Annotated in this window: 4 protein-coding genes and 1 pseudogene; 1 reads left to right on the top strand and 4 read right to left on the bottom strand. The window is 43.3% G+C overall.

Annotation, left to right across the window (positions count from 1 at the left end; genetic code table 11):
• Nucleotides 1–91: 91 nt before the first annotated feature.
• The 3 genes from ACH2DQ_RS04820 to ACH2DQ_RS04810 form a co-directional block, all read right to left on the bottom strand.
• Nucleotides 92–1,879 carry an ABC transporter substrate-binding protein gene (locus ACH2DQ_RS04820; protein WP_394915198.1) on the bottom strand — a complete coding sequence of 596 codons (1,788 nt, stop codon included), beginning with the start codon at nt 1,877–1,879 and terminating at the stop codon, nt 92–94.
• Between the two features lie 76 nt (nt 1,880–1,955).
• On the bottom strand, nt 1,956–2,873 hold the full coding sequence (locus ACH2DQ_RS04815; protein WP_394915197.1) for a carbohydrate ABC transporter permease: 918 nt from the start codon (nt 2,871–2,873) through the stop codon (nt 1,956–1,958).
• A 19-nt stretch (nt 2,874–2,892) separates the two neighbouring features.
• Nucleotides 2,893–3,843: an ABC transporter permease gene (locus tag ACH2DQ_RS04810; RefSeq protein ID WP_394915196.1), complete on the bottom strand. Its 951-nt coding sequence runs from the start codon at nt 3,841–3,843 to the stop codon at nt 2,893–2,895.
• A 258-nt stretch (nt 3,844–4,101) separates the two neighbouring features.
• Between ACH2DQ_RS04810 and ACH2DQ_RS04805 the strand changes: the two genes are divergently transcribed.
• Nucleotides 4,102–4,725: a YesL family protein gene (locus ACH2DQ_RS04805; RefSeq protein WP_394915195.1), complete on the top strand. Its 624-nt coding sequence runs from the start codon at nt 4,102–4,104 to the stop codon at nt 4,723–4,725.
• A 189-nt stretch (nt 4,726–4,914) separates the two neighbouring features.
• On the opposite strand, the pseudogene ACH2DQ_RS04800 reads toward ACH2DQ_RS04805, so the two are convergent.
• Nucleotides 4,915–6,423, bottom strand: a pseudogene (locus ACH2DQ_RS04800) (IMP dehydrogenase).
• Nucleotides 6,424–6,438 lie beyond the last annotated feature (15 nt).

The following is a 6,438-nucleotide window of genomic DNA, read 5'->3' as shown; positions in this document are numbered from 1 at the left end:
GGTCTGCGGTACTGCTTCAATAGAAAGTATGGAACGCTTTTTGTTCCATACTTATCCCCCTGGAATAGCGCCAGCTGGCTTATGCTATTCCTTAATTAGCAGTTTCTGATTCCGGCGCTGTTTTCAGTATTTCCGTTCTGGAAACCGCCTGGTCTTTTGCATTTTGCATATCCACGGCAAGTACATCCTCGTATCCAAGCCCCAGAACCGTATCCTGCATTTCTTTCAGCATGCTGTTAAATTCATCTTCCCCGGATGCAAATATCATCTTCCAGGAATAGTCCACAATAGATGCTTTGCACTGGCTTCTTAATGTGGTAATATTGGAATCCTCTTCCGGTGCAATATAGCCGCTTCCGGGAGCTACCATAATCTGATCGTTGTTCTCCAGATATTCTAACGTTGTTTTTGCACCCATCTTTTCCTGCCAGTCCATATCCAGTTTCGTCTTATTCTCTTCCAGTACGGAATCCCACAACAGATAATTGTATGCGGAATTAGTATTGGGATCGATGTCTACCAATGAATTTGTCTTATAATTCAAGGCTGATACGCCATCCTTCCAGGAACCGCCGCCCCATTCTTCCGGAACTGCCACATCATTACTTGGAAGTACCTGCTTGCCAAAATCGGTAAGACAGGGCTTTCCGTCTTTCATTTCCCAGGTCAGGCCTTCCGGACCTGCCGCACCGGAAGATTGCCCGTTGATTTCGATTCCTTCCGGGGAATACAGCCAGTCAATGAAGTCAGCCAGCCTCTGAGGATCTTCCGCTTTACTTCCAATAGCCATTACACTATTGGAATTGCCTTCTGCATAGCACCCGTAAGAAAAGATTTTCATGTCGTCAATGGGTGCCAGCATAAAGCCTTTTCCTTCTTCTTTACGCTCCGGTGTATTGTACATATTCTGTCCAAGCCATGGCCATGGTGCATATAAGACCTGACCGTCTTTGTATTTATTGCCCAGGGTATCGTAATTCTGGGTTGTGGATTCCGGATCTACAAGCCCCATCTGATTTGCATCAAAGAAGAACTTCAGCACACGGACATACATAGAATCACTGTCAATTATGCTCTGGTAGTCGGAGCCGTCCGCCTTCGCCAGAACAAATCCCTGCTCATCATAGCCGTAGAAGCAGGTTGGCTGCTTTGCGTTATTCATCATATTGCCGTCCCAGTCCTTAAACAGGGATATGGCGTAAGTCTTTTTCCCTGAGTCACTGGTTGGGCATACCTCCTGCATTTTTTGCAGTACGGGCAGCATGTCCTCCATTGTCTTCATCTGCGGATATCCCGCTTCCTTGTATGCATCCCATCTGAAATAAGGGCCAAATGTAAGATCCAGACCTTCACTGGGGGTATCAGCCGGCTGTGTGGAGATTTCACTTGGAATAGCCCAGGTTCCTTCTTCCTTCACCAGCTTATTCGTTTTGTCAATTGCCGGCTGATAGTTGGTGGTAACCTCTTTATCCTTCAGCAAATCTGTCATATCCATCAGCAGTCCCGCCGTAACCAGGTTCTGCAGTTTTCCATTTCCGGTGCCCGTAATGATTAAGTCTCCCAGATCCCCTGCTGCAGATCGTGTCTGAAACAGTGTATCGCCTCCTCCTGCAACATTTGGAGCGATGATATTCAGTTCCATATTAAATTTATCTTTCACCACTTTTGCAAACCATCCCGACTGAATCCCCTGGTAATTTGCCAGGCTGTCAAATACGTCTACCGTAATAAAGTCCTCATACTTACTGTTTGAGGCTTCTTCCCCTGCCCCTGTACTGCCTGATGATTCCGCAGATTGCTTGCTTTCTCCACCGCAGCCTGCCAGAACAGATGCTGTCATAGCCATACATAAGAATACACTGATTAATTTCTTTTTCATATCTTACCTCCATATATTTATTATATTTTATTTCATTTTTCATAGCAAAACAAACTTTCATAAACTTGACAAAAAATCAGCCTTTTACCGACCCAATCATAATTCCCTTTACAAAGTATTTCTGGAAAATCGGATAGACAAACAGGATCGGCAGTACTACGATAACAGAGACCGTCATCCGGATGGATGTAGGCGTCTGGGTGGTTGCCAGAGCTGCCATATTCAGTGCAGAGCCGGCGTTATTTTTCACCATGGCAGCCAGGGAGTTCGCCTGGTTGATATACTGGTACAGCAGATACTGCAGGGAATAGAGCTTTTGGTCCGTAATATAAATCAGGGTATCCTGAAAGGAATTCCACTGGGCAACCGCTGCGAATATTGCTACTGTGGCAAGGATAGGTGTACAGGTTGGCAGAATAATCTTGTAGAAAATCTTAATAATGCCGGCGCCGTCTATCTCTGCTGCCTCCTGGAGGGATTTGGGAATGGATTCAATGTATGTCTTAACCAGAATAATATTAAAGGGCTGAACAATCGCCGGAATCACATATACCCAGAAGGTATTGGTAAGGTGCAGGGTTTTCATCGTAATAAACATAGGGATCAAACCGGCATTAAAATACATGGTAATGACCAAAAAACGATACCACAGCTTTCTGTGCCACATTTTTTCCTGGGTAAACATAAATCCCAGAAAAGCCGATGCCAATACAGTGAGTGCCGTTCCCAGAACCGTTCGTGCCAGAGAGATCAACGCCGCCAGCGGCAGTCCTTTCAGCTGCAGAACCTGCACATAATTTTCAAAATGTATCTTTTGCGGAAGGAAATTGATCATTCCGTTGGCACTTAAGTCATTGGCACTGATCGTATTTACAATCAGATAGTAAAAGGGATAGGCACAGATTAGTGTGAGCAGCCCAAAAATCAGATAATTAAATATATTAAAGGTAACATCTCCTTTTGTAAGATGCTTTTTCTTTTTTACTTCTTTCATTACTTCTCCTTTCCCGCCGCTAAATAATGGATTCTCCCCGGGTCTTTTTAGATACAAAATTGACGATTACCAGCAGCGTAACACTCACCAGACTTTTCAGCATACTGATGGCGGTTGCCAGGGACAGGCTGTTTCCTGTCATGCCGATATTGTAAACGTAAAGGTCCAGAACCTGAATATGTGTCTTGTTAAAGGAATTCTGGAATACAAAATACTGATCCATTCCATTGTTCAGGAAATTGGCGATGGACAGCATCAGCAATACAAAAAATGTAGGCATCAGGGCTGGAAGCGTAATGTTCCGCATGAGCTGGGAACGGTTCGCTCCATCCACTCTGGCTGCTTCGTACAATTCTGTATCCACGCCTGCTATTGAAGCCAGATACATGATAGACCCCCATCCCAGTCCCTTCCAGGTATTCCATAAAATCATCCACAGCCAGGTATGGGAATCACTGTCTAAAAACTTTAATGGTTCCGTGATAACCCCCATATGCTGCAGCATGGTGTTGACCATTCCGCTGTTGGAAAAAAGACTGAATGCTACAGAATAGACAAGTACCCAGCTGATAAAATTGGGCAGCGTAGTCAGGGTCTGTACCAGGTTTTTAAACCATTTGCATTTGATTTCATTTAAAAAGATAGCAAATCCTATTGGCAGTACGGATGTTGCAATCCCCAGTAAACTCATGGCAAACGTATTTCTCATTACCTGCATCAGCTGATCCATCTGGGTTTTGTTAGCAAATAACGTCTGAAACCACTGAAGTCCCACGAATTCACACTTAGACAGCGGAAGGGGCGGTTTATAATCAAAAAATGCGTAAATCCAACCGTGTAATGGAAAATACGAAAATAAAAAACACAGAATAATAAAGGGCAGTACCCAAAAAAACAACTTTTTTCCCTGTCTGCTCTTTGCCTTTTTTTGTCTGCCATCAATCGTGGCAGATGTCAAATTCTTCTTCACTCTTTTTCCTCCTATCAATTCACATGGAGCAACATACTTTCATGTGGTGCGGTATCTGCATTTATGTTACCATTCCTGTGAATTTAGGAATACCTTCAAAATTTCACATGGATCCTGTAAAAATTATATCTTTACGGTCCTATGAATAAAACCTCTAATTTTATCTGTATTTTTTCTATTATTTTTCCTGTAGACCATTTTCCCGCTCCCCTATAAGATCAGAGTATCTAATAAATGAAAAAGTAGAGGAGAAAACCAATGAAGTTCAATATCAACAGTCCAGTATTCCAGTTTATCAACACCTTTTGTGAATTTATACTGTTAAATATCGTGTTCCTGATCTGCTGCCTGCCCGTTTTCACAATCGGAGCTTCTTTAAGCGCACTGTATCAGGTCACGATACGGGAAGCCAGAGGCGAGCATGGCTATATCCTGAAAACCTTCTTCCGGGCATTCCGGGAAAATTTTAAAGCTGCGACCCTTGCATTTCTATTCTATTTCATTGCCGGGGCTGTTCTTTTATTCAATCTGGTTTTTTGGAATGCAATAGGGACAATGGCTGCCAATGTAATACTGCTGGTTTTGACACTGCTCAGTGCCATGCTGATTATCTCCTTCCTGTATACCTTTCCCCTCATAGCAAGATTTCAAAACCGGATTGCTGTCACGATTAAAAACTCCTACCGGATTGCCATGGAACACCGCCTGCAGACCATCGCTCTTCTCCTGACCCAGGGTATTGCCATATTGCTGTGCATAATGGCAGACCAGACTAAACTGTTTATGGTGATCGTGGGATTTGCTTTTATTGCCTATTGTAATTCCTTTTTGTTTGGGCGGGTGTTTGCGGGGTATGAGAAAATTGAGGGAGTAGCTGATTAAGGATGCTTTATACACCACCTATCTTACACAAAGCGTATTTCCCATTAATCCATCCCAATCAAAAAACCCGGAGTCTGCCAACTTATCATCAGCAATTCTCCGGGTTTCACTATTCGTGATTCCTATTTCATTCTGTTTTTTCTATATAAACTTCACAGTTACAACATTCTGATTAACTAAATAAATCCCTTATTTAACAGGTGTAATATTATTGTCTTTTAATACCACATCATGTGCTCCGCCTTCTACAATACTTACGGAGGAAACCAGAGTCAGCCTTGCATTGCGCTGGAATTCCGGTATGCTTAAGGCACCGCAGTTTCACATTGTTGACCGTACTTTACTAAGGGTTATGCTCAGGTTGTCATGAAGGCTGCCTGCATATGGTACATAAGAGTCAACACCCTCTTCGAAGGAAAGCTTGGATGCTCCGCCCATATCGTATCTCTGCCAGTTTCTGGCTCTTGCGGAACCTTCGCCCCAGTACTCTTTCATATAATTTCCATTTACCATTACTTTATTTGTCGGGCTTTCATCAAATCTGGAGAAGTATCTGCCCAGCATGCAGAAATCTGCGCCCATAGCAAGTGCCAGGGTGATATGGTAATCATGTACAATTCCACCGTCAGAACAAATCGGAACATAGATTCCTGTTTCTTCAAAATATTCATCTCTTGCTTTAGCCACTTCGATAACAGCAGTTGCCTGTCCACGGCCAATTCCCTTTGTTTCACGGGTGATACAGATCGATCCTCCGCCAATACCGATTTTAACAAAATCTGCACCTGCTTCCGCCAGAAAACGGAATCCTTCACGGTCAACTACATTTCCAGCACCTACTTTTACGGTATCTCCGTAGTTCTTACGGATGAATTCAATGGTCAGTTTCTGCCATTCGGAAAATCCTTCTGAGGAGTCAATGCAAAGGATATCCGCACCTGCTTCTACTAATGCAGGAACACGCTTGTCATAATCTTTTGTATTGATACCGGCACCAACGATATAACGTTTGGAAGTATCTAAAAGTTCCAATGGGTTTTCTTTATGGGAATCGTAATCTTTACGGAATACAAAAGCAATCAGTCTCTGGTTGTTGTCCAGGATTGGAAGGGCATTTAATTTGTGATCCCAGATCACATTATTTGCCTCTTTCAGACTGATCCCTTCTTTTGCATAGATTACATTTTCAATCGGAGTCATAAATTCTGAAATCCTGGTTGCAGGATCCATACGGCTGACACGGTAATCCCTGCTGGTAACAATACCTACCAGCTTGCCGTTAGCGGTACCATCATCGGTTACTGCTACGGTTGCGTGACCGGTCTCGGCTTTCAGTGCCAGAATATCTGCAAGGGTCTGATCCGGTCTTACATTAGAATCACTGGATACAAAACCTGCCTTATAATTTTTGACCCTGGTTACCATCTCTGCCTGCTGTTCAATTGTCTGGGAACCATATATAAAGGAAATACCACCTTCTTTGGCTAATGCAATTGCCATGTTATCATCGGAAACCGACTGCATGATCGCAGATACAAGCGGAATATTCATGGAAATTGCCGGTTCCTCACCCTTCCTGAATTTCGTTATCGGGGTACGTAAGGATGCATTTGCCGGAATACACTGGGCTGAAGAATATCCTGGTACTAATAAATACTCGCTAAAAGTGTGGGATGGTTCGTTGTAATAGAATGCCATTTTATCTTCTCCTTC

This window comes from Robinsoniella sp. (assembly GCF_034124845.1).
Note: the sequence above shows the minus strand (reverse complement) of the source record. Positions and strands in the feature narration are given on the sequence as shown.